This window comes from Aeromonas sp. JL9 (genome assembly GCF_024436075.1).
Classification (GTDB): Bacteria; Pseudomonadota; Gammaproteobacteria; order Enterobacterales; family Aeromonadaceae; genus Aeromonas; species Aeromonas veronii.
The window spans coordinates 20,114-42,508 of sequence record NZ_JANFNV010000028.1 but is presented as its reverse complement, the minus strand read 5'-3'; the positions used below and the strand labels follow the sequence as shown (position 1 = coordinate 42,508).

Below are 22,395 nucleotides of genomic sequence, written 5' to 3'. Positions count from 1 at the left end.
GAAAAACTGGCGCGGATCTTACGTGAAATGACGCTGATTTGCACTGTAGCGAAGGGCTGGCCACTGGCTGGCACTGCAAAAACATGCCATAACAGAGAAACCAGTTTGGTTACGGGAGGTTAGCATGCATATCAGGGATATTATGACGACCCGGGTCGCCACCGTTTCAATGGATGATCGACTCCGAGTCATCAGGGATATCTTCGAGCAGGCACACTTTCGCCACCTGCTGGTGCTGGAAGAGGAGGAGCTGGTAGGGGTCATCTCGGATCGGGATCTGTTCCGCGCCATCAGCCCCTATCTCGACTCCGAAGCCGAGATGAGCCGAGATACCGAAACCCTCAACAAGCGGGCCCACCAGATCATGAGTCGTCAGCTCGTCACCATCGCTCCCCATCTCACCGTGCGCGACGGCGTCAAGCTGATGCTGGAGAAGGGGGTTTCCTGCCTGCCGGTGCTGGAGAATGGCGCCCTGGTCGGCATCATCAGCTGGAAAGATTTTCTCAAGGCGGCGCTGGAGAGTGATGCGCTGGTTTGAGCCCAACGCTCATCGCCATCAGCTGACAGAGAACCAATATAGAGAGGGGAGCCAAGGCTCCCCTTTCTATATTGGCTTTGACGACAATGCCGGTTTGCACGCCGCCAGCATCATCACGGCTCGGGCTGCCCTGCGACAAGACAGGAGGGGCCGCTGCCGGAGAGGTGCGGCTGAAGATGGGTGCGGATCTCCTGCAGGGTGCGCTGGTACTGCTGGGCATGTTGATCGAGAAACGCGGGGCTGTGCTTGAGACGCCGCTCCAGGGTATCGACCAGCAGCGCCACCCTGGGAGCGGCCATACCCGCTGGCCAGCAGTGTTGCAGCAGCTCCAGCAGTTGCCAGGCATCGCCCGGCAGGGCGGGGAACTCCTCCAGCAGCTGCAAGCCCGCTTGCAGGGCTGTCTGATACTGGCTGGCCTGCATCGCCTTGTGGCGCAGCTGGCGCAGTTCGTTCAGCCGCTGCTCTCTCGCCGTCAGGCGCAGGCCCAGCTCGGCCACCAGATGGTGGAACAGCTGGCGGGTGAGCGGGTGGGGCGCCACCCTGACGCGGTATTGGGTCAGCTGGGTCAGGTAGCGCTGGGCGTGGTGGGGCAAACCGCAGAACTGGCTGACCGCAAAGCCGAGCAGCAGGGTTAGGTGGTTGTCGCTCCCCTCATCCGGCTGGTGGTGGGCAATCAGGATCAGCGCCTCGTCGAAGCGGTAATCCAGCCCCAGCATCAACGCCTGCAGCAGCTCATATTCGTGGGGTTGCAGGTGGACGGTGCGTTTGAGGTGCTCCCACTCCTGTTGCAGGGAGCGGATCCGGTTGCTGGAGGGGGCGTGCCACAGCACCGCCAGACTGGCATTGAGCATGAAGCTGTCGATGGCGAGCCGGACGCGCTGCTCGCTGAAGTGGCGCAGGGTCAGGCTGTTGGCCTGCTCCAGCACCTTCTCCTCATCTTGCAGCACCAGCCCGAGCAACATCGCCAGCTGATGCCAGCGCGGCTGATGGGGGCGGATCTGCAGCAGCTCTCCCATGGTCTCCCACGCCGCCAGCCAGTGATGCTGATGCAGCTGGCTGGCGAGTTGCAGCTCCAGCCGGGTGGCCATCGAGACGCTGGCCTGATGGCGCTGCAAGTCGGTCCGGGCGCTCTGCAATTTGCCGAGCCCCAGCATGGCGTAGAAGAGCCCGGCCCTTGGCCAGCTCGCCTGATACTCGTTGGCACAGAGGGCATAGTGCTGGGCGGCGGTGATCCGTTCGGTCGATTGCAGCAGCAGGTAGCCCTTGAGTCGATCCAGCCAGGGGGTCAGCGAGCGATTCTCCCGTTGAAACAGCAAGTCTTCACAGAGGGCGGTAGCCAGTTGCCACTCCCGCAGCAGAATGGGGGCGGCCAGCGTGCGTGTCAGGTTGCTTAACTTCACCAGCTGGCCGAGCACCGCGGTGAGCTGTTGGGTCATGAAGGGGAGGGGCAGATAGAGGGAAAAGTAGAGATCCGAGGGGAGAAACTCCTGCTCGCTCTGATCGGCATCGAGCAGCAGCAATACGCAACCGGGTTGCAGCAGGCCGAGATAGTGCGCTTCGTGCAGCAGCCGGGCTCCGTCAAGATCCTGCTGCTTGTCCTGCTGACAGATGATGGCGTCGAAGGCGTGTTGTTGCAGCAGGGCCAGCAGGCCGCTGCGCTCGTGGTTTGGATGGCTGTGGTAGTGGATCCGGTCGGCGGGCACCCCCTGTTCGGTCAGTTCCCGGGTAATGGCGCTACGGAGCAGGGGATCCTCTTCGAGCAGCAGTATCGTCATGCAGGTACTTCCTGTGAGCAAACCATTAGGTTGATTATGGTAGACCCAAGAGGAACATAGGCACAGCACTCGCTGAGTGAAAAGCTGACAGTAGCCAGCAGGGTGCTGGAGGGCGCACTATGGGCTGTTATTTCAATCGGTTATGCCATCGCTCAGGGCTGCGACCTGCTATTGCCGAGGGCGGATCTGCGTCCCGAAGGGGCAGTCGCTCTGGTGGATCAGCCGCGACCCCTTGCCCTGTTCTCCCAGCCAGCTTAATTCCAGTTTGCCGAGGCGGCCCAGATGGCGCAGTTCGAACTCGTAGCGCTGGCAGAGGTTGTCCTGGGGCAGGCTCGCCATCCCCGCTGGCAGGCGGTATTGATAGCGCAGGAGTGGCCCATCCTCCAGCTTGCTGGCCACCGGCACCAGCCCCTCTGGGGTGGGCTGCGGCGCCCCGAGTGCGCGGCGCAAACTGAGCGGGGCATCGATCGCCTTTTGATAGTGCAGGCCGTTCATCGCCGCCAGCTCCTCTTCCAGTCGTTGCAACTCCCCTTCCAGTCCATTGAGCGCGGCCCCCAGCTGCTGGTGGGTCGTTGACGAGGCGCAGCCACCCAACAACAGGGTGGCAAGCAGCAGGGTGGCTCTGATGGGGGGCACGGCATCTCCTTGGCAATGACGATGAAGCGTGAAGGTCAGGTCGGCTGGCCCTGACTATAGCAGGGGATTGCTGGGGGGCGTCCCCTGCAGCAGTTGGGCCAGACGGGCCAGCCCCTCGCCGACCCGGGCGTCGGTGGCGGGCTGGCTCAGGCTCAGGCGCACCCCCTGCGGAGCGGCAAACTGGCCGGCGGCGAAGTGTTCCCCGCTCGCCACGCCAACGTCAAGGGCATCGGCGGCGGCAGCAAACTGCTGGCTGCGCCAGGGCTCCGGCAGCGGCAGCCAGGCGTGCATGCTGCCCGGCTGCCAGCGGGCGGCAGGCAGCAGGTGGCGCAGCAGTTCACCACGGCGTTTGAGGATCTCCCGCTGCTGCTCGACCAGCGGCATGATCTGGCGCTGACTGACCATTTTGCAGGCGAGCTCGATCAGCAGCGGGCTCACCATCCAGCTCGACAGCCGCATGGTCTGGGCGAAGGCGCTGCGCAGGGCAGGGGGAGTCAGCACGAAGCCGACCCGCAGGCCGCCGCAGGCGATCTTGGCCAGACTGCCCAGATAGATGACCCGCTCCGGCGCCAGATTGACCAGAGGGATCACCGGTTGCTGGGGCAGCAGGCCGTTGACGTCATCCTCGATGATCAGCAGATCGTGGCGACGGGCGATAGCGACGATGGCCTCCCGCCGCGCCAGACTCATGATGGCGGTGGTGGGGTTTTGCAGGGTCGGGGTGAGGTAGAGTAGTTTGGCCCGGCGGGTGCGGCAGGCGGCGTCCAGCGCTTCGGGCAGCAGACCCTCCTCATCCATTGCCAGTCCCACCACCTGATTCTTCAGCTGGCGAGCGTTGCCCAGCATGCCGGGGTAGCTCAGCCCCTCGCACAGGATGGTCTCCCCCACGCAATTGGTAGCCAGCAGCGCCAGCATGATGCCGTGCTGGGCGCCGTGGCTGAACAGCAGGCGATCCTCACTGCAGACCACCCCTTGCTCCGCCAGCCAGTTGACGAACTGCTGGCGCTGATCCGGTCGTCCCGCCTCCTTGTCGTAGCCGAGCAGGGCGTTGAGATCCCCGTCCGCCACTTCCCCCAGCATGGGGCGAATGATGGCCGCCCGATCCAGCTGTACCGGCAGGTTTTGCCACAGCTCGATGCGGTGCCCCTCCTCCTGGCGGATCACCCACTCATTGGCGGGATCCGTGTTCACTCCCTTGACCCAGGTGCCGTGGCCCACCCGGGCGGCCAGCAGGCCGCGCCGCTCCGCCTCGCTGTAGGCGCGGGTGACGGTGCCGACGGTGACACCCAGACGATCCGCCAGGGATCTGTGGGTAGGCAATCGTGTCTGCGGTGGCAGCTCGCCATTCGCGATCCCCTGTTCGATCGCTTTGACCAGCTTGAGGTAGAGGGGGCCATCAAAGGCCGCAAGGTTGGGCGTCCAGATTGTCATGGTGACAATAAATCCATTGATCAAAAATTGTTGTCAATATAGCGTGAATTTCAACCTGATAACAACCAAGCAGCACACATTGTATCGATACAATGTGGCGAGCAAGGAGTCACAATATGACGATGGAGTGGTATGTCACCCTGTTCGGTTTTGCCGTACTCACCTGCGGTACGCCGGGGCCCAATAACCTGATGCTGACGGCCTCCGGTGCCAACTTTGGGGTGCGTCGCACCCTGCCACATCTGCTCGGGGTGGGGCTGGGGCAGCCGGTGCTGCAGCTGGTGCTGGCGCTGGGGCTCTATCCGCTGTTCGAGCGCTGGCCCTTGTTGCGCCTCGGTTTGCAGATCTTCGGTAGCCTCTATCTGCTGTGGCTGGCGTGGCGTATCGCGGTGGCCGGGGCGCCGGGGGATCCGGCCCGGCGCGCACGTCCGCTGACCATGCTGGAGGGGCTGGGCTTTCAGTTCCTCAATCCCAAGGCGTGGATGATGGGGATCTCCGCCATCAGTCTGTTCAGCCTGCCCGGCGCCAGTTACTGGTCGAGTCAGCTGGCGGTGATGGTCATGTTTGTGCTGGTGGCCCTGCCTGTCTGCTTTGTCTGGGTGTTGTTCGGCCATCAGTTGAGCAACTGGATCAGCTCGGATCGGGGCTGGCGGCGACTCAACGGTTCTCTCGGTCTGCTGACGGCGCTCTGCGTGGTGATGCTCTGGTATTGAGCCGTGTTGCGCTGGAGGGGGAGGTGGCCTGGAAAGAGGCATTTCTGACTTGTCGCCACGGGGTTGGCTCTGCATATTAGAAGGCTTTCCCCATAACGGGGGCGTTGCATCGACAAGAGGTTGAGATGGATCTGAACTGGTTACTGCCCCTGGCGGGGTTTGCCCTGGTTACCTGCGGCACGCCGGGGCCCAACAATATGTTGCTCACCAGCGCCGGGGCGGCGCAGGGGTTTCGCCGCACGATTCCCCTGCTGGTGGGGGTGGTGGGGGGGATCAATCTGATGATCCTCGCCACTGCGCTGGGGCTTGGCGTGGTGTTCGAGAAGGTGCCGCTGCTGCACGACGGCCTCAAGCTTATCGGCTCGGCCTATCTGCTCTGGCTGGCGTGGAAGGTGGCGACCGCCAGCGGCCCGGCCGAGGGCAACCGGCCGCTCATTCCCGCCCATCAGGGGGCCATGCTGCAACTGCTCAACCCCAAGGCATGGATGATGGCGCTCTCTGCCATCAGCGGTTTCACTCTGGCGGGGGAGGCTTACTGGCCCTCCGCGCTCTGGGTGTTGGTGATCTTCTTTATTACCGGCCTTTATACCGGGGCGTTCTGGGTGCTTTTTGGTGCCCAGGTGCGGCAAATCATTCGCACCGCCCGAGGCTGGCGGCGTTTCAATCTCGGCATGGGGCTGGCGACGGCCGCCTGTGTCGGGATGATCTGGATTTAGCCCGGGGTTGACCCGGGCCTTTACCGGCTGTCTTGTTGGCCCTGCGGGGCCTTTTTTATCTCGCCCCGTGACCTTGCCTGCAAGGTGGCATGGTTCTGCCCTCCCTTGGGATAAAAGGAGTTCCTATGAAATGTATCGGTCTGCTGGGTGGCATGAGCTGGGAGTCCACCGTCAGTTATTATCAGGCGCTCAACCGCGGGGTGCGGGCACAGCTCGGTGGCTTGCACTCGGCGCGGGTGCTGCTCAACAGCGTCGACTTTGCCGGTATCGAGCGGCTGCAGCATGCCGGTGACTGGCCCGCTACCGCCCGCCTGCTGGCGGCGGAGGCGCGCAAGTTGCAGGATGGCGGCGCCGATTTCTTGCTGATCGGCACCAACACCATGCACAAGGTGGCGCCCGAGATTGAGGCGGCCATCGATATCCCGCTGCTCCATATTGCCGATGCCACCGCGGCCAAATTGCGGGCGGACGGGATAACCCGGGTCGGCCTGCTCGGCACCCGCTTCACCATGGAGCAGGATTTTTACAAGGGGCGCTTGCAGGAGCGCTTCGGGTTGGCGGTGCTGGTGCCCGATGAGGCCGGGCGGGAGCGGGTACACAGGATCATCTATGACGAGCTCTGTCTGGGGGAGACCCGCGCATCGTCGCGGGCCGAGTATCTGGCCATTATCGAGGAACTGGCGGCCGCGGGTGCCGAGGCGGTGATCCTTGGCTGCACCGAGATTGCCCTGCTGGTGGGGGATGCCCGGGCGGCGGTGCCGCTCTACGACACCACTGCCATCCATGCCGAAGCGGCGGTCGCGCTGGCACTGGCAGCTGATTAATAAACTGGTCAGATCTCACTATTCATGCTTGTCTCATACCCCTTGCCATAAAAGCGTGTAAAATTGCGCCCTGAATTTTCCCCGGCCAACGCGGGTTGGCTGCGGTTTCCTAGCATGCAAGGCTGACATTGTGACTGAAGTAGATAGATTCGCGGATATTCGCCCCTACCGCGATGAAGAAGTGCCGGCAGCCATCGAACGGCTGATCCAGGATGATGAATTTATCGGCGCCATCGCCAAGTATCGTTTCGGTTCCCTGATGAGCTGGCTGGGTTGGGCCATCCGCCCGCTGATCCGCCTGTTCCTGCGCCGCAAATGGTCAAAAGTGACCACTGTGCATCAGGTCCAGATGGGGGTCACCCGGTACATGTCCCGCATGATCGCCACCTCCACCAAGGGGGTGACCTTCTCCGGGATCGAGCATCTAAAGAAAGAGCAGGGCTATCTGTTTGTCTCCAACCACAGAGACATCGCCATGGACCCGGCCTTCGTCAACTGGGGGCTGCACACCCACGGTTTCGATACCGTGCGCATCGCCATCGGTGACAACCTGCTGCGCAAACCCTGTGCCACCGAGCTGATGAAGCTCAACAAGAGCTTTATCGTCAAACGTTCCGCCAAGGGGCCGCGGGAGATGATGAAGGCGCTCGGCGAGCTGTCTGCCTATATTGGCAACTCGGTCCACGAAGGTCACTCCATCTGGATCGCCCAGAAGGAAGGGCGCGCCAAGAATGGCGATGACAAGACCGATCCCGCCATCCTCAAGATGTTCTACGTCGACGGCAAGAAGCAGAAGATCGACTTCGTCGACTACATGCGCAGCCTCAATATCGTGCCGGTCAGCATTAGCTACGAGCTGGATCCGACCGACAAGGCGAAGGCGCGCGAGCTCTACGAGAAGTCGGTCAACGGCAGCTATGAGAAGGGCGAGTTCGAGGATATCGAGAGTATCGTCGCCGGTATCGTCGGCATGAAGGGGCGGGTACACGTCTCCTTCGGCGCGCCGATCACCGAGGGCTTCAGCGATCCGGACGAACTGGCCGCGCTGATCGACAAGGCGATCTGGAGCAGTTACCACCTCTTCCCCAGCAACTATCTGGCGGCCGATGTCTCCGGCAAGGCCAACACCATCGAGCAGGCGGCCTTCCTGACCCGTCAGTCAGAGGTGCCGGAAGAGCACAAGGCGATCTGGCGGGCCATGTACGCCAAACCGGTGGAAAACGCCCAAAAGGCTTGAATGAAACCGGTAGCTAAACGGTTTTGCGAAAAAAACGGGCGCTGATGCGCCCGTTTTTGCGTCTGGTCAAAGTCGAGGGGGAAAGGGTGGTGAATAATATGGTTTCAGCTGGTACGATCACTATGAAAATGGGATTATGTCTCTTGGCAAGGTGCTGACGAGTGTGTAACAGTGCCCATATAGCTGAACATGAGCAAAAGCTCTAAACCGGTTTGCACGGATTGCAGACGGCATTATTGAAGGACCTGTCACAGGTCCTTTTTCATTGGCGGGCAAAGATGCCGCCCAGATATACCTAACAGGAAACAGACGCCATGATCACCGGTAGCCTGAACACCCTGCAGCGGACGCCGCTGCCCGCCCCGCTGGCCAGCATCATGGCCGAGGTGGTGAAGAGCGTGGCTCACTGGGGTGACGCTCCGCTCGGCAAGACCGAGATCGATGGCCTCAACCTGTTCTGTCTGGTGAGCGAGGATCTGACCGAGCCAGCCGCGGATCGCCGTGGCGAATTCCATCAGCAGTATCTCGATATCCAGTTGCTGCTGCGCGGTGAAGAGTGGATAGGTGTGGGCCCCCACGACTACGTGAGCGACGGCGCCGACCATCCCCATCCCGACCTCTGGTTTGTCGATGACGAGCAGACCAGCTACCTGGCGCTGCAACCGGGCGATTTCGCCATCTTCTGGCCGGGCGAGCTGCACCGCCCGCTCTGTACCTTCAACCAGCCCGCCAAGGTGAAGAAGCTGGTGGTCAAGGTACACAAGGATCTGCTGGCTATCGCCTGAGCATTCCCATTGAGGCGAGCCCTGCGCAGCTGATGCGTTGAGACTCGCAAGCATTGAAACCAGTGATACGCACCACAAGTTGCGATGACTCTTTCAAGAGCAAGAATTGAAAAATTGGACGCACCCTCCTGCGACCATAAGCCCCCGGCAGGGGAATCCCATCCTCTTTTGGATGACACGACACTGTCGGCATAAAGCCGAAGCACAGGAAGATGTAGAAAATGAGCAAGTTGGTATTGATCCTTAACTGCGGTAGCTCTTCCCTGAAATTTGCCGTAATGGACGCCGAAACAGGTGAGGACATGCTGTCCGGCCTGGCCGAATGCTTCAATCTGGATGATGCACGTATCAAATGGAAACTCCACGGGGTCAAGGGCGAAGCCATGCTGGGAGCGGGTGCCGCTCACCAGGAGGCCCTCGACCATATCGTGGGTCACATCCTGCCGCAGGATCCGACTCTTGCCGAGCAACTGGTGGCCATCGGTCACCGAATCGTACACGGTGGCGAGCAGTTCTCCCGCTCCGTGCGCATTGATGACGGCGTGATCGCCGGTATCGAAGCCGCCATTCCGTTCGCCCCGCTGCACAACCCGGCGCACCTCATCGGTATTCGCGCCGCGCTGAAAGTGTTCCCGCAGCTGTCCGAGAAGAACGTGGCCGTGTTCGACACCGCTTTCCACCAGACTCTGCCGCAAGAGGCCTACCTCTATGCGCTGCCGCACAAGCTCTACCGCGAACACGGCATCCGTCGTTACGGTGCCCACGGTACTTCTCACCGCTACATCGCGGAAGAAGCGGCAAAAGAGCTGGGCAAGCCGTTGAATGAGCTGAACATCATCAACTGCCACCTGGGTAACGGTGCCTCTGTCTGCGCCATCAAGAACGGCGAATCCGTTGACACCTCCATGGGTCTGACTCCGCTGGAAGGTCTGGCGATGGGTACCCGCTCCGGCGATATCGATCCGGCCGTGGTCTTCTTCATGCACGACCAGCTCGGTTACAGCGTTGAGCAGATCAACCACACCCTGACCCGTGAGTCCGGTCTGTTGGGGATGACCGAAGCGAGCAGCGACTGCCGTTACGTCACCACCAACTACGCCACCGACGCCGGTGCCAAGCGCGCGCTGGATGTCTTCACCTACCGTGTGGCCAAGTATGTCGGCGCCTATGCCGCTGCGATGGACGGTCGTCTGGACGCCGTGGTCTTTACCGGTGGTATCGGTGAGAACGCCGCCATGGTGCGCGAGATGGTGCTGAACCGTCTGGCCCTGTTCGGCTTCAAGGTGGACAAAGAGGCCAACAACGCCGCGGTACTGGGTGGCGAAGGTCGTATCACCACCGCCGACAGCCGTTGCGCCATGGTGATCCCGACCAACGAAGAGCTGGTCATCGCTCGCGATGCCCTGAGCCTGGTCTGCTAAGTCAGCCTCGCTTTGAAACAACGCCCGGCCTGTGCCGGGCGTTGTCATTTCTGGCGTACGCCGATTTGACATGGGGGAGGGGAGCGGTACCCTGACCACCACTGTTTTTGCAGCCTGCGGGCTGCCCGGTTCGGGAGAGAGCAATGAAAGAGGCGTTTTTTAACTGGTTGTCGGGCCTTGGGGTGGAAGTGACCAGCATGATGGCGCTGGTGATCGCGCTGGGCTTTATCGTCATCACCTCGTTGCTGCTGCACATGGCGCTGCACCGAGTGTTGCTGGTCCGGCTGGTGGGGATCCTCGGCAAGGCCAAGCAGGTATGGCTGCCGCCCCAGTTGCAACAGCGCCTCTTCAACCGGCTCGCCTTTGTGCTGCAGGGGGCCGTGCTGCTCGGTCAGGCGGAGATCTGGCTGCCCCGCCAATCGGATAGCCTCAAGCTTATCGAGATGGTGGCCCAGCTCTGGATTCTGCTGTTCCTGTTGCTGGCCTTCTTCGCCCTGCTCGACTGCCTGTTGTCGGTGAGCCGTTACACCCGCCTTGGCCGGGATTTGCCCCTGCGCGGCATCTTCCAGGGGGCCAAGCTGGTAGGCAGCATTCTGGTGGGCATCCTGATGATTGCCCTGCTGCTCGGCAAGTCGCCGCTGTTCCTGTTCAGCGGTCTGGGTGCCATGACCGCAGTGCTGATGCTGGTATTCAAGGACCCCATCCTCGGGCTGGTGGCGGGGATCCAGCTCTCCGCCAACCGGATGCTGAGCGTCGGTGACTGGCTGCAGATGGACAAGTACGGCGCCGATGGCGAGGTGACCGACATCGGGCTTACCACGGTCAAGGTATCGAACTGGGACAAGACCATCACCACCATTCCCACCTATGCCCTGATCTCCGACTCTTTCAAGAACTGGCAGGGGATGACCGAGTCCGGCGGCCGCCGCATCAAGCGCAGCGTCAATATCGACATGACCAGCGTGCGCTTTCTGACGGCCGAGGAGCAGTTGCAGCTCAAGCAGGCCCAACTGCTGGCACCCTATCTGAGCCGCAAGGAGCAGGAGCTGAGTGCCTACAACCAGCAGCTGAGCGATGCCCTGAGCTGCCCCATCAACGGTCGTCACCTCACCAACCTCGGCACCCTGCGCGCCTATCTGGATGCCTACCTGCGTGCCCACCCCGGTATTCGCAAGGACATGACCCTGATGGTGCGCCAGCTGGCACCCACGTCAGACGGTCTGCCGCTGGAAATTTACTGCTTTACCGCGACTACCGCATGGGCCGATTACGAAGGGATCCAGGCCGATATTTTCGACCATATCTTCGCCATCATTGAGCAATTTCATCTGCGGTTGCATCAATCTCCCACAGGTTACGATATGCGTGCCTGGCAACGGGGATAAACAGGGAAACCGGGCGGGTCGGGGACGCGGAAAAAACCGCATATTAATCATCGACCCGTCGCCACTTGTCAGTTGAAATTTGCCGTGCAGAGGAGAAAAATGGCGGCCTTCTCTTCGCGCCCCTGATCCCACTTGATCAGCTGCCAGCCCAGAGACGTCATTTCAAGTCATCATCATGGGAAAGTTATGAAGCTCCTTCGCAATAGTGTGGCAACACTCTGCTACAGCCTGCTGCTGACCGCTGCGCCGGTTTTCGCTGTTGAATATGCTCTGCCTGCGGCCAACAGCCGTCTGGTAGGGGAAAATCTGGAATACGTGGTCCCGGCCGAAGAGAACGGCCAGCCGCTGGAGGCCATTGCGGCGAAATTCCAGCTGGGGCTCACCAACATGACTGAAGCCAACCCGGATGCGGATCCCCTGCTGGTACAGACTGGCGAGAAGCTGGTGATCCCCCAACAGCTGATCCTGCCGGATGCACCGCGAGAAGGGGTGGTGCTCAACGTGGCCGAGATGCGCCTCTACTACTACCCCAAGGGTAAAAAAGTGGTGGAAGTGCTGCCCATCGGCATCGGCCAGCTTGGCACCGACACCCCGGAAAACTGGGTGACCAGCGTGCAGCGCAAGAAAGCGGGCCCGACCTGGACCCCGACTGCCAAGATGCATGCCGAATATGCCGCCCGTGGCGAGAGCCTGCCTGCGGTATGGCCGGCCGGTCCGGACAACCCCATGGGTCTGTTTGCCCTCTACATCGGCAAGATGTACGCCATCCACGGTACCAACGCCAACTTCGGCATCGGCCTGCGGGTGAGCCACGGTTGCGTGCGTCTGCGCAACGACGACATCGCCTACTTGTTCAAGCAGGTACCGGTCGGTACCCGCGTCCAGTTCGTCAACCAGCCGATCAAGGCCTCTCTCGAGCCCAACGGCGTCCGCTATCTGGAAGTGCACCAGCCGCTGTCGCGCAGCGAAGAGGAGTTCAACTCCAAGCTGCCGGCACCGCTGCCGATGACCCCGGCGGTGACCCGTTTCATTGCCCACGCCGACAGCGACTCCCAACTGGTGAAGCAGGCGCTGGAGCAGCGCAACGGCATGCCGATGGCGATCAACCGCTAACGGCACATCCCCGTCACGACAAAGGGCGAACAGCATGCTGTTCGCCCTTTTTGTTTCTGCTGCGTTGACTCAGCTTCGCAGCAGATTTACCTGCAACTCGCTGCCGAGCTGATCGAGCAGCTGATAGCGCGCCTTGTAGCTGGCCCGCTTGCGGGAGGGGATCTCCTCCAGCGTCTTGCGGGGCACCTCCAGCGGCAGGCTCATCCAGAGTTCATCCTGCACGCAGCCCTGATGCTCCTGCCACAAGCCGTCGAGGTCGAACTTGACCCGATCGGCGGTGCGCTTGCTGCTCTGATAGATGTGGCTTTGGGTGCGGATCCCGAGCAGGTGCTTGCACGCCAGCCCCCGGGCCAGCTCGGCGGCCATATAGACCAGCAAGGACATGGGGCGCAGCCCGCCGCACGCCTTGGTGACCAGCTTGATCTCCTCGCTCTGCCCCTTGCCCCCCTGCAGCGAGCAGATCTCGAGGGTCGGGTTCGGCGCGGGGCGTAGATTGAGGGCCATGTAATAGAGGGCCGCGTCACCCAGCTTGAGGGTCAGGCTCATCTCCCCCTCTTTGCCCATGTGGGTTTGGTAATCCAGTTGCAGGGTCAGCGGTGCCGTTAGCTTGTCGCTCTGCCACTGGGCCAGCAGCAGGCCGCGCCCGCTGTAGATCGCCAGCTGTTGCGCCTTGGGCAGCTGGCGAGTCAGCTGTTGGTAGTGGCCGCTGATAAGCCCCGCTCGCAAGCGCTTGCGGAGCCCCTTGTGGCGATAGGGGTGGATCGGCTTTTCCAGAATATCGGGGAAGCGGCTGATCGCCTGCGCCAGCAGCGGTTGCTCCTGCTGCTGGCGATAGAGGGCGCGGGCGCCGGGATTGAGCCAGAGACGTCCCACATACTTGGCCCGTCGGATGAGATGACCCGACTCCTCCACCGGATGAAGGCGGCGGGCGAGGGTTCGCAGGTGTGACAGATGAGATGACATGGTGCCGACCTCTGGCTGGAGTGATGAGACAGGCGGGGAGTGTAGGAGCGGGGCGCAGGCTTGTAAAAAATGGATAGTAACAAAATGTGAAAACATAACGCTCAGTAGCGGCTGGCGCTGCGAGATGACCGCCACGGCCACGGCAGGAAATCTGGCGCCATCCTCTTGATGCGGCAGATGATTTGATGCGCAAAGGTTTTTATTGTGTTTTGTGTTTGTTGAAAGTGGTTGAGCTGGCGCGAACGGCTGATTAAGCTAGGCCGGTTTTTTAGGGATGAGCCCGTCACCAGAGCGGGCAGAAAATGACACAAAACGGAGTTTTGCATGACAGCTAGCACACCCATGTTAATCACCTTCCTGGTGTATATCCTCGGAATGGTGTTGATCGGCTTCGTCGCCTATCGCGCCACCCGCAACTTTGATGACTACATTCTGGGCGGCCGCCGGATGGGGAGCTGGGTCACCGCTCTCTCTGCTGGCGCTTCCGACATGAGCGGCTGGTTGCTGATGGGCCTGCCCGGCGCCGTTTTCGTCAGCGGCATCTCCGAGAGCTGGATCGCCATCGGTCTGGTGATCGGTGCCTACCTCAACTGGCGCTGGGTAGCGGGTCGCCTGCGGGTGCATACCGAGAAGAACCGCAATGCCCTGACCCTGCCGGACTACTTCACCTACCGCTTTGAAGATCACAGCAAGGTGCTGCGCATCCTCTCTGCGCTGGTGATCCTGCTGTTCTTCACCATCTATTGCGCCTCCGGCGTGGTGGCCGGTGCCCGTCTGTTCGAGAGCACCTTCGGCATGGATTACAACACCGCCCTCTGGGTCGGTGCCGCCGCCACCATCACCTACACCTTCTTCGGCGGCTTCCTCGCGGTGAGCTGGACCGATACGGTGCAGGCAACCCTGATGATCTTCGCCCTGATCCTGACCCCGGTCTTCGTCATCATCGCAGTCGGCGGGGTGGACAGCGCCATGATCGAGGTGGCCGCCAAGAGCGCTACCAACCTCGACATGTTCAAGAATCTGGATGTGATCGCCATTGTCTCGTTGATGGCCTGGGGTCTTGGCTACTTCGGTCAGCCCCACATTCTGGCCCGCTTCATGGCGGCGGATTCCCACCACTCCATGGCCAATGCCCGCCGTATCAGCATGACCTGGATGGTGTTCTGCCTCGCTGGCGCGGTGGCCATCGGCTTCTTCGGGCTGGCCTATTTTGCCCGCTTCCCGGAAGTGGCGGCTGGAGTGACCGGCAACCCGGAACGGGTCTTTATCGAGCTCTCCAAGATCCTGTTCAACCCCTGGATCGCCGGTGTGCTGCTCTCCGCCATTCTGGCGGCGGTGATGAGCACTCTAAGTTGTCAATTACTGGTCTGCTCCAGCGCCATCACCGAGGATCTCTACAAGCCCTTCCTGCGCAAGAACGCCTCCCAGCGTGAGCTGGTGTGGGTTGGTCGCCTGATGGTGCTGCTGATCGCGGTGATTGCCATCGCCGTCGCCATGAATCCGGAAAACCGGGTGCTGGGGCTGGTGAGCTACGCCTGGGCCGGTTTCGGTGCCGCCTTTGGTCCCGTGGTGCTGCTATCGGTGCTGTGGCCGCGAATGACCCGCAACGGTGCGCTGGCGGGCATGCTGGTCGGTGCCATCACCGTCATCGTCTGGAAGCAGTTCGGCTGGCTGGGGCTGTATGAGATCATCCCGGGTTTCCTGTTCGCGCTGCTGGCCATCGTAGTGGGCAGTCTGCTGGGCGAAGCGCCCTCTAAAGCGATGCTGGAGCGTTTCCGCGATGCCGAGGAGGAGTACAACACCCCGGCCGAGAGCGCGGGAGAGCCGGTCGCGGTGAACTGATCCCCCTTACCGCTTTCTGATTGAGAGCCCCGCCCCCGGACAAGGAGCGCCCTGGTTGGCCATCCTTGCACCGGTTTGGCGGGGCTTTGTGCTATCTGATTCACTCTTGGGCACTTTTTTATGTTCGGCCGGTGGCTCCCGGGTGCTCGCTTTCTTTTGTCTTGGCACCGAATATGGGACACTAGGCCGCCTGAAGGAGACCTAGTGCATGCGGCTATTCACCCTGATCCTGATCCTCCTGCTGGGGGGACTGCAATATGACCTCTGGCTGGGGAAGAACGGGCTATCCGATTATCAGAACCTGTCGGAGGCCATCTCGCAGCAACAGCGGGACAACCAGACTCTCAAGGATCGTAACGACCTCATTTACCGCGAGATAGATGATCTCACCTCTGGCCTCGAGGCCATCGAGGAGTTGTCGCGCAACGATCTGGGTTACATCAAGCAGGGGGAGACCTTCTACCGGATCATCCCCAAAGAGAAAGACAAAGAGACAGCGCCGGACGATGAGCCCTACGATGACTGATGCCAGCCGGGTATCCGGCCTGACGGCGATCGTCCCTGCCGCCGGTATCGGCAGCCGGATGGGGGCCGATTGCCCCAAGCAGTACCTGCAACTGGCGGGTAAAACCATTCTCGAACATACCCTGGAGCGGCTGCTCTCCCACCCGGCCATCGTCCAGGTGATCGTGGCGCTGGCGCCCCATGACCGCTGGTTCGAGGCCCTGTCCGTTGCGGCCGACCCGCGCATTGTGCGGGTAGAGGGAGGCGCCGAGCGCGCCTTTTCCGTCCTCAATGGCCTCCATGTGGCGCAAGGGGAGTGGGTGCTGGTGCACGATGCGGCCCGTCCCTGCCTGACTCACGGCGATCTCGATGCGCTGATTGCCGCGGCCATGAACTGCGGCGGCGCCATTCTCGGCAGTCGGGTGCGCGATACCATGAAGCGCTCCGATGGGGAGGGCAATATCATCGCCACCGTCGAGCGCGAGCAGCTCTGGCATGCCCTGACGCCGCAGATGTTCCCGACCCGTGCCCTGAAGCGGGCGCTGGAAGAGGGGTTGCTGCTGGGCGCCACCATCACCGACGAGGCCTCCGCCATGGAGCGGGCCGGATTCACGGTGCGCATGGTGGAGGGGCGCGCCGACAATATCAAAGTGACCCGGCCGGAAGACTTGTCGCTGGCGGGGCTGTTTTTAAGCCAGCAGGCATAAGCCCCTCAGTCAGAACAGACCGTTCAGAGCAGAGTGTCTCGAACAAACAGGCCCGAACAAGGAGTTAGCATGATCCGGATTGGACATGGTGTGGACGTACACAAAATTGATGGGGTTGGTTTCAGCATGTTGGGAGGTTGCCGCTGATGATGCGCATTGGTCATGGTTTTGATGTCCATAAATTTGGTGGTGTTGGCCCCTGCATGCTGGGTGGCGTGCCGGTTCCCTACGAGCAGGGGCTGGTTGCCCACTCCGACGGCGATGTGGTGCTGCACGCGGTGAGCGATGCCCTGCTGGGGGCTATCGGTGCCGGTGACATCGGTCGCCACTTCCCCGATACCGCTGCCGAGTTCAAGGGGATCGACAGTCGCATTCTGCTGCGTGATGTCTTTGCCCGGGTACAGAAGGCGGGGTATGCCATCGGCAACCTGGATGTGACCATCATCGCCCAGGCCCCCAAAATGGCGCCCCATATCGACGCCATGTGCGCCGTGCTGGCCGCCGATCTGCAATGTGATTTGAACCGGGTGAACGTCAAGGCGACCACCACCGAACAGCTTGGGTTTACGGGGCGCAAGGAAGGGATCGCCACCGAAGCCGTCGTCCTACTGGTGAAACAATAATGCTGGAACAACTTGCCTATCTGCACGGGGCGCCCACCGCCCGCGGTATCCTCAAGGCAGAGGCCGCCGACTTCGTGGTCAATGAAGATCTCGGATTCGAGCCCTGCGGTGAAGGGGAGCATATCTTCGTCCGGGTGCGCAAAACCGGCGAGAACACCGCCTGGGTAGCGGGTCTGCTGGCCGATGCGGCCGGGGTCAACCGCAATGCGGTGACCTGGGCGGGCCTGAAGGATCGCCACGCGGTGACCGAGCAGTGGTTTGGCATTCATCTGCCGGGCAAGGTCGAACCGGACTTGTCGGTCATCGAGAGCGACAGCATCCAGATCCTGCAAGCCAGGCGTCACAACCGCAAATTGCGGGTCGGCTACCTCAAGGGCAACCATTTCACCCTGCGTCTCACCGGTCTGGAACAGGCCGACGGGCTGGAGGCGCGCCTGCAGGCCATCGCCACTCAGGGCGTGCCCAATTACTATGGTGAGCAGCGTTTTGGCCGCGATGGCAACAACCTGGAAGCGGCCAAGGCGATGTTTGCCGGCAAGCGGATCAAGGATCGCAACAAGCGCTCCCTCTACCTCTCTGCCGCCCGCAGCATGCTATTCAACGCCATTGTCAGCGCCCGTATCGAGCAGGGGCTGGCCCATCAGCTGCTGGCCGGTGATTGCGTGATGCTCAAGGGCAGCCACTCCATCTTCAGCGAAGAGAGCGTGACCCCCGAGCTGGAAGCGCGTCTTGCCTCCGGCGACGTGCAGCTCACCGCGCCCCAGTGGGGCCGTGGCCGTCTGGCCAGTCAGGGCGCCGCTGCCGAGTTCGAACAGGGCGTGCTGGCCCCTTACAGCGATTGGTGTGACGGGCTGGAGAAGGCAGGGTTGGATCAGGACAGGCGCCCCCTGCTGCTCAAGCCGGAGCAGATGAGCTGGCAGCTGGACGGCGAGGCGCTGACCCTCTCCTTCTTCCTGCCGGCGGGCGCGTTTGCCACCAGCGTGGTGCGCGAGTTAATGCAGGCCGAAGAGGCCGATCACGGTTTCAGGAATCAGACCGATGCGAATTCTGGTCAGTAATGATGATGGTGTGCATGCTGAGGGGATTCGTGCCCTCAGCGAGGCGCTGCGCGCCTGCGGTGAGGTCATTGTGGTGGCGCCGGATCGTAACCGCAGCGGCGCGAGTCACTCCCTGACGCTGGAAGTACCGCTGCGGGTTACCCGCATTGCAGAAAACGGCTTTAATGGGTGCGAGAGCTATGCGGTGAAGGGGACGCCGACCGACTGCGTGCATCTGGCGGTCAACGAGCTGGTGCGCCCTGAACCCGACATGGTGGTGGCCGGTATCAACCACGGCGCCAACCTGGGGGATGATGTCATCTATTCGGGCACGGTCGCCGCGGCCACCGAGGGGCGCCATCTTGGCTATCCCTCCATCGCCATCTCGCTGGTGGGCAAGACCCACTTCGCCACGGCGGCCCACTATGCGGCCCTGCTGGTGAAGGGGCTGATGAAACACCCCCTGCCTGCCGATCAGATCCTCAACGTCAACGTGCCGGACTTGCCCCTCGAGCAGATCAAGGGGATCAAGACCACCCGCCTTGGCAATCGCCACCGGGCGGAGTCGGTGATCTGCACCGAGGATCCCCGTGGCCAGCCCATCTACTGGATCGGCCCCCCCGGTAGCCAGCAGGATGCCGGCGACGGTACCGATTTTGCTGCCATCGAGCAGGGCTATGTCTCGATTACCCCCCTGACCATCGATATGACTGCCTATGACAGTCTCGCCGGTCTGGGGGCCTGGTTAGATCTGCAGGGATGAGGGTGGTGTGATAGTACAGCGCCTGTTAAATCAGCTCATTGCGCAGGATATTCGCGATTTTCGCGTGCTGGCGACCATCGCGAAAGTGCCGCGCCAGCTGTTTGTGGACGAGGCCATGGCGCACAAGGCGTGGGACAACACCGCCTTGCCCATTGGCCACGGCCAGACCATTTCGCAGCCCTATATGGTGGCGCGAATGACCGAGTTGCTGATGCAAAACAATCCGGCCCATGTGCTGGAGATTGGCACTGGCTCCGGTTACCAGACGGCGATCCTCGCCCATCTGGTGGAGCATGTTTATACCGTTGAGCGGATCAAGTCGCTGCAGTTCCAGGCCCGGCGCCGACTGCGCCAGCTCGATCTGCACAATGTCTCGGCCAAGCACGGCAACGGCTGGCTGGGGTGGCCCAACAAGGGGCCTTATGACGCCATTCTGGTGACGGCTGCGGCGAGCGAGATCCCGACGGCACTGACCGATCAGCTGGCCGAAGGGGGTCGACTGGTGTTGCCCGTGGGCGACAGCCAGCAGACCCTGCAGCTGATCGAACGATCCGGATCCCAGCTGACCAGCCGTATTCTGGAGCCGGTACGTTTTGTTCCCCTGATTGACGGAGATGTTGAGTGAAGTTGTTTTCCCGTTTGTACGTACTGGTGATGCAGTGGGCCCGCCACAAGCATGCCCCCTGGTATCTCTCCATCACCGCTTTCATCGAGTCGGTATTCTGGCCGATCCCGGTGGATGTGATGCTGGCGCCGATGGCGCTCGCCAAGCCCCACAAGGCGTGGCACTACGCCACGCTGGCCACCCTCTTCTCTGTGCTGGGCGCCCTGTTTGGCTATGCCCTTGGCTATGCCCTGTGGGATCCGGTCGTGCTGCCACTGGTGGAGTCTGTGGGCTATCAGGACAAGATCGAAATCGCTCGCAACTGGTTTGAGCAGTGGGGGATCTGGGTCATTTTCATTGCCAGCTTCACCCCTATCCCCTACAAGGTGTTTACCGTGACGGCAGGGTTGTTGCAAATGGCTCTGCTGCCCTTCATCATCACCTCCCTCATCGGTCGTGGCATGCGCTTTTTCCTGGTTGCGGGCCTGATGCGCTGGGGTGGCGAGAAGATGGAACGCAAACTGATGCACTACGTAGATGTGCTCGGTTGGCTCTGTATTGGTCTGGCCGTGGTGGCCTATTTCTGGTTTAGTCGTTAAGGATCCATTATGCGTTCGCGTATTTGGCAAGGAAGCAGTGTCGTGGTGTTGTCATGGCTGCTGCTTGCCTGCTCCTCCAGTAAAAATGCAGCTCCGGTAGATGGTGTTGATGAGGGGCAGTTTGTCTCGACCATTCCGGCTCGCCAAAGCGGTGCCCAGGTCAGCGCCCCCATTCAGGGCGGCAGCTATGTGGTGAAGCGGGGCGATACCCTCTACTCCATCGCCTTCAACTCCGGCAACGATGTGCCGTCGCTGGCCAGCCTCAACAACATCAGCCCGCCCTACAACATCTATCCGGGGCAGCGACTGCGGCTCGATGGTTCCAGCGCCAGTGTTGGCAGCAGCCGCAGTGCCGGTACCTATGAGGTGCGCCGCGGCGATACCCTGAGCAGCATTGGCCGCCAGTTCGGCATGACACCGCAGGCGCTGGCCCAGAGCAACAACCTGAGCGCCCCCTATGCGCTGCAACCGGGTCAGGTGCTCAATGTCCAGACCGCAGGCGGTGGTTCGACCCAGATGGTGGCTGCGACTCGTCCGGCAACCGCAACGCCGGTTACAACAAGTCGCCCGAGCAGCGGTCCGCGTCCGTTGGCCGAGCCGAGTGGATCTGGTCAGACCACGCCGTTCATCTCTCAGAAATCCGTTGCTCCGGCAGCACCGAAGGAATACGCTCAGTCCAAAGAACAAAAAATAAACAACTCCCAGTCGAGACTTGCTTGGCACTGGCCCGCAAAAGGCCGGATTGTCGAGGGGTTCTCTGTTGCAGAACAGGGTAACAAGGGGATCGACATAGCCGGCCAGAAGGGGCAACCCGTCTACGCCGCCAGCAGCGGTAAAGTGGTATACGCTGGCAGTGCTTTAAGGGGGTACGGCAAGCTGATTATCCTCAAGCATGATGATGACTATCTCTCCGCTTACGCACACAACGACGAGTTGCGGGTGAAGGAAGGGGACAGCGTCAAGGGGGGCTCGGTCATTGCCAACATGGGTAGCACGGACGCGCCGGATGTGCGATTGCATTTCGAGATCCGGTACAGAGGCAAGTCGATCAATCCGATGAGCTATTTGCCAAAGCGTTAACCCCAGAGAGACCGTCTTACTCTGGTAACGTCAGGGAGACACACCATGAGCCAAGAACAACTGGTAATGCAGGATGCAGAGTTAGAGTTTGACGCTGAACCCGAATCTCACGAGGTAGAAGAGTTGCAGGAGGTAGCCGCCGAGGCGGACGAGACTATCTCCGATGAGTTGCTGGCACCTGAGCTGAACAAGGTGATGGATGCCACGCAACTCTATCTGGGGGAGATTGGCTTCTCCCCGCTGCTCACTGCCGAAGAGGAAGTCTATTACGCCCGTCGTGCCTTGCGGGGTGACAAAGCTGCCCGCAAGCGCATGATCGAGTCCAACCTGCGACTGGTGGTGAAAATCGCCCGTCGTTACAACAACCGCGGCCTGGTGCTGCTGGATCTCATCGAAGAGGGCAACCTCGGTCTTATCCGTGCGGTCGAGAAGTTTGATCCCGAGCGCGGCTTCCGTTTCTCTACCTATGCCACCTGGTGGATCCGCCAGACCATCGAGCGGGCCATCATGAACCAGACCCGTACCATCCGTCTGCCTATTCATGTGGTCAAAGAGTTAAACGTTTACCTGCGCACTGCGCGCGAACTCTCTCACCGCCTCGATCATGAACCGACCGCCGAGGATATCGCTTTCGCGCTCGATCGTTCGGTGGATGATGTGAATCGCATGCTCAAGCTCAACGAGAAGATCACCTCGGTGGACACTCCCATAGGCGGCGATCGCGACAAGGCGCTGCTGGATGTGCTCTCCGACGAGCGCGGCATGGGGCCTGAGCTGGAGTCACAGGAAGATGATATGCGTAGCAGCATCGTGCACTGGCTGGAGGAGCTCAATCCCAAGCAGCGGGAAGTGCTGGCACGTCGTTTTGGTCTGTTGGGTTATGAGCCCGCCACCCTCGAGGATGTGGGAGCCGAGATTGGCCTGACCCGCGAGCGGGTACGCCAGATCCAGGTGGAGGGGCTGCGTCGTCTGCGGGAGATCCTGCTGAGTCAGGGGCTCTCCATCGAGGCGCTATTTCGTACCAATTAAGCATCCGCACCAATTAAGCCCGCACCAGCTGATCAGCGCATCAGCCAGATAGCACGAGGGGAGCAACAGC

Annotated in this window: 23 protein-coding genes; 19 read left to right on the top strand and 4 right to left on the bottom strand. The window is 61.4% G+C overall.

Annotated features, from left to right (window positions below):
- The first annotated feature begins 124 nt into the window (after positions 1-124).
- A complete protein-coding gene (locus NOM06_RS16845; protein WP_040068349.1) occupies positions 125-538 on the top strand; it encodes a CBS domain-containing protein in 414 nt (137 codons plus the stop codon).
- Positions 539-651: 113 nt separating this feature from the next.
- On the opposite strand, the gene NOM06_RS16840 is transcribed toward NOM06_RS16845, so the two are convergent.
- From NOM06_RS16840 to NOM06_RS16830, 3 genes are all read right to left on the bottom strand, one after another.
- Positions 652-2,313: a hypothetical protein gene (locus NOM06_RS16840; protein WP_255912452.1), complete on the bottom strand. Its 1,662-nt coding sequence runs from the start codon at positions 2,311-2,313 to the stop codon at positions 652-654.
- A 168-nt stretch (positions 2,314-2,481) separates the two neighbouring features.
- Complete coding sequence (locus tag NOM06_RS16835; protein WP_255912451.1) at positions 2,482-2,949, bottom strand: hypothetical protein; 468 nt, start codon at positions 2,947-2,949, stop codon at positions 2,482-2,484.
- 54 nt (positions 2,950-3,003) lie between these two features.
- The gene (locus tag NOM06_RS16830) at positions 3,004-4,380 is read right to left on the bottom strand and encodes a PLP-dependent aminotransferase family protein (RefSeq protein ID WP_255912450.1); all 1,377 of its coding nucleotides are present in this window, start codon (positions 4,378-4,380) and stop codon (positions 3,004-3,006) included.
- Between the two features lie 116 nt (positions 4,381-4,496).
- Here NOM06_RS16830 and NOM06_RS16825 point away from each other — a divergent pair, with 116 nt between their 5' ends.
- From NOM06_RS16825 to NOM06_RS16790, 8 genes are all read left to right on the top strand, one after another.
- Positions 4,497-5,093 (top strand): LysE family translocator, encoded by a 597-nt coding sequence (locus NOM06_RS16825; RefSeq protein ID WP_005335536.1) that lies wholly within the window; start codon positions 4,497-4,499, stop codon positions 5,091-5,093.
- Positions 5,094-5,218: 125 nt separating this feature from the next.
- The gene (locus tag NOM06_RS16820) at positions 5,219-5,809 is read left to right on the top strand and encodes a LysE family translocator (RefSeq protein ID WP_005335534.1); all 591 of its coding nucleotides are present in this window, start codon (positions 5,219-5,221) and stop codon (positions 5,807-5,809) included.
- A gap of 125 nt (positions 5,810-5,934) precedes the next feature.
- Entirely contained in the window at positions 5,935-6,633 is a 699-nt protein-coding gene (locus NOM06_RS16815) for an aspartate/glutamate racemase family protein (RefSeq protein WP_255912449.1), read from the top strand.
- A gap of 130 nt (positions 6,634-6,763) precedes the next feature.
- The gene (locus tag NOM06_RS16810; protein WP_139432270.1) at positions 6,764-7,870 is read left to right on the top strand and encodes a 1-acyl-sn-glycerol-3-phosphate acyltransferase; all 1,107 of its coding nucleotides are present in this window, start codon (positions 6,764-6,766) and stop codon (positions 7,868-7,870) included.
- 314 nt (positions 7,871-8,184) lie between these two features.
- Positions 8,185-8,655, top strand: coding sequence for a YhcH/YjgK/YiaL family protein (locus tag NOM06_RS16805; protein WP_255912448.1), 471 nt, complete (start codon positions 8,185-8,187; stop codon positions 8,653-8,655).
- A 221-nt stretch (positions 8,656-8,876) separates the two neighbouring features.
- Positions 8,877-10,076, top strand: a complete 1,200-nt coding sequence (locus tag NOM06_RS16800; protein WP_005354534.1) for an acetate kinase — start codon at positions 8,877-8,879, stop codon at positions 10,074-10,076.
- A gap of 143 nt (positions 10,077-10,219) precedes the next feature.
- Positions 10,220-11,461, top strand: coding sequence for a mechanosensitive ion channel family protein (locus NOM06_RS16795; RefSeq protein WP_101529604.1), 1,242 nt, complete (start codon positions 10,220-10,222; stop codon positions 11,459-11,461).
- Between the two features lie 186 nt (positions 11,462-11,647).
- Positions 11,648-12,574, top strand: coding sequence for a L,D-transpeptidase family protein (locus NOM06_RS16790; protein ID WP_042656463.1), 927 nt, complete (start codon positions 11,648-11,650; stop codon positions 12,572-12,574).
- A gap of 69 nt (positions 12,575-12,643) precedes the next feature.
- Here the strand turns inward: NOM06_RS16790 and NOM06_RS16785 are convergent, their stop codons facing one another.
- Entirely contained in the window at positions 12,644-13,537 is an 894-nt protein-coding gene (locus NOM06_RS16785; protein ID WP_255912447.1) for a DUF535 family protein, read from the bottom strand.
- A 324-nt stretch (positions 13,538-13,861) separates the two neighbouring features.
- Here NOM06_RS16785 and putP point away from each other — a divergent pair, with 324 nt between their 5' ends.
- The 10 genes from putP (at position 13,862) to rpoS (ending at position 22,325) form a co-directional block, all read left to right on the top strand.
- Positions 13,862-15,379 (top strand): sodium/proline symporter PutP, encoded by a 1,518-nt coding sequence (gene putP, locus NOM06_RS16780; RefSeq protein WP_005354514.1) that lies wholly within the window; start codon positions 13,862-13,864, stop codon positions 15,377-15,379.
- Positions 15,380-15,587: 208 nt separating this feature from the next.
- Positions 15,588-15,905, top strand: a complete 318-nt coding sequence (gene ftsB / locus NOM06_RS16775) for a cell division protein FtsB (protein WP_005335520.1) — start codon at positions 15,588-15,590, stop codon at positions 15,903-15,905.
- On the top strand, positions 15,898-16,590 hold the full coding sequence (gene ispD, locus NOM06_RS16770) for a 2-C-methyl-D-erythritol 4-phosphate cytidylyltransferase (RefSeq protein WP_255912446.1): 693 nt from the start codon (positions 15,898-15,900) through the stop codon (positions 16,588-16,590). The genes ftsB and ispD overlap by 8 nt, the downstream gene beginning before the upstream one ends.
- Positions 16,591-16,736: 146 nt before the next feature.
- Complete coding sequence (gene ispF / locus NOM06_RS16765; protein ID WP_005335518.1) at positions 16,737-17,213, top strand: 2-C-methyl-D-erythritol 2,4-cyclodiphosphate synthase; 477 nt, start codon at positions 16,737-16,739, stop codon at positions 17,211-17,213.
- Positions 17,213-18,271: a tRNA pseudouridine(13) synthase TruD gene (gene truD / locus NOM06_RS16760; RefSeq protein WP_255912444.1), complete on the top strand. Its 1,059-nt coding sequence runs from the start codon at positions 17,213-17,215 to the stop codon at positions 18,269-18,271. The genes ispF and truD overlap by 1 nt, the downstream gene beginning before the upstream one ends.
- On the top strand, positions 18,252-19,013 hold the full coding sequence (gene surE / locus NOM06_RS16755; RefSeq protein ID WP_040068372.1) for a 5'/3'-nucleotidase SurE: 762 nt from the start codon (positions 18,252-18,254) through the stop codon (positions 19,011-19,013). The genes truD and surE overlap by 20 nt, the downstream gene beginning before the upstream one ends.
- A 7-nt stretch (positions 19,014-19,020) precedes the next feature.
- Positions 19,021-19,638 (top strand): protein-L-isoaspartate(D-aspartate) O-methyltransferase, encoded by a 618-nt coding sequence (locus NOM06_RS16750; RefSeq protein WP_005335507.1) that lies wholly within the window; start codon positions 19,021-19,023, stop codon positions 19,636-19,638.
- Positions 19,635-20,216 (top strand): YqaA family protein, encoded by a 582-nt coding sequence (locus NOM06_RS16745; protein ID WP_021229508.1) that lies wholly within the window; start codon positions 19,635-19,637, stop codon positions 20,214-20,216. Before NOM06_RS16750 ends, NOM06_RS16745 begins: the two co-directional genes overlap by 4 nt.
- Before the next feature lie 9 nt (positions 20,217-20,225).
- Positions 20,226-21,296 carry a LysM peptidoglycan-binding domain-containing protein gene (locus NOM06_RS16740; RefSeq protein WP_139477910.1) on the top strand — a complete coding sequence of 357 codons (1,071 nt, stop codon included), beginning with the start codon at positions 20,226-20,228 and terminating at the stop codon, positions 21,294-21,296.
- Between the two features lie 45 nt (positions 21,297-21,341).
- On the top strand, positions 21,342-22,325 hold the full coding sequence (gene rpoS / locus NOM06_RS16735; RefSeq protein WP_005335504.1) for an RNA polymerase sigma factor RpoS: 984 nt from the start codon (positions 21,342-21,344) through the stop codon (positions 22,323-22,325).
- Positions 22,326-22,395 lie beyond the last annotated feature (70 nt).